The organism is Paenibacillus sp. sgz302191 (genome assembly GCF_057749925.1).
In genome coordinates this window covers 1-1,229 of record NZ_JBYLHY010000087.1, presented here as the reverse complement: position 1 = coordinate 1,229, position 1,229 = coordinate 1, and the positions used below count along the sequence as shown (strand labels likewise).

The window sequence follows — 1,229 nt, the reverse complement described above, 5'->3', positions numbered from 1 at the left end:
ACTAGTACAGCATCAGATTTAAAATAGTCAATATGTGGAAATTATGATATAGTCGAAGAAAAAAGAGGAATCGACTATGAAAAAACGAGAGTATGCCGTCCAATTAACTCCTGATGAACAAAAGAAGCTGCATGGCATCTGCTCCAAAGGAAAGGCAACCGCCCGTTCGATCAGACGTGCGCAAATCCTGCTCGGAGCGGACGAAAATCGCCCGGAGGGCAAACTTACGGATACCGAAATTGCCAAACAGCTCCACATTCACACCAACACCGTCCACCTGGTTCGTAAGGCCTTTGCGCAGCGAGGGTTGCAAGCCTCCCTGGAAAGAAAGAAGCGGACCACTCCTCCCAATCCGCCGAAGGTGACCGGGGAATTGGAAGCGAAGATCATTGCCTTGTGTTGCAGTGAACCCCCTGCGGGAAGGAGTCGTTGGACGCTGCGTTTGCTTGCTGATCGAGCGGTCGAACTACAGTATATCGATAGCATCTCTTACGACACGGTAGATCGTATTCTAAAAAAAGCGAACTTAAGCCTCACCTCAAGAAATGTTGGTGCATCCCGCCCGAGCAAAACGCGGCGTTCGTAGCGGCGATGGAAGATGTGCTGGACGTGTATCATGAACCCTACGATGCCAATTGCCCCGTCATTTGCATGGACGAAAAACCATTTCAACTTCTCGATGAAGTCCGGGAGCCGATTCCCATGAAACCTGCCAAACCACTCAGGGAAGACAGCGAATACGAGCGAAACGGGACATGCAGCATTTTCATCTTTACGGAGCCGTTAGCGGGCTGGCGGCATGTAGAGGTACGGAAGCAACGAGCCCGAATCGACTGGGCGGAGCAGGTTCGAGAGTTGCTGGAGGTCCACTACCCCCATGCTCCGAAGGTCAAGCTCGTCATGGATAACCTGAATACGCATTCCATCGCTTCCCTCTATCAGGCGTTTGAGCCGGAAACAGCACGTCGTTTGGCGAAACGACTGGAGATTCACTACACCCCCAAGCATGGAAGTTGGCTCAACATTGCGGAGATAGAACTCAGCGTCATGACCCGCCAGTGTTTAGGCCGTCGGTTTCCTTCTATCGACGAATTATCCGAGGAGCTGTCTGCCTGGGAGCAAGGTCGCAACTCGAGTCAAAAGGGAGTCGATTGGCAGTTTACTACCTCTGACGCCCGGATCAAATTAAAACGTCTTTATCCACAATTTAAAGACTGATGATGTACTAG

General features: G+C 51.0%; 1 protein-coding gene. It reads left to right on the top strand.

Going from position 1 to position 1,229, the window contains the following annotated elements; all coding sequences use genetic code 11:
• Positions 1–76 precede the first annotated feature (76 nt).
• A protein-coding gene (locus AC3G2T_RS38675) for an IS630 family transposase (protein WP_488438814.1) occupies positions 77–1,218 on the top strand; the annotation gives its coding sequence in 2 pieces (ribosomal slippage) (positions 77–521 and positions 521–1,218; 1,143 coding nt in all).
• Positions 1,219–1,229: the final 11 nt, after the last annotated feature.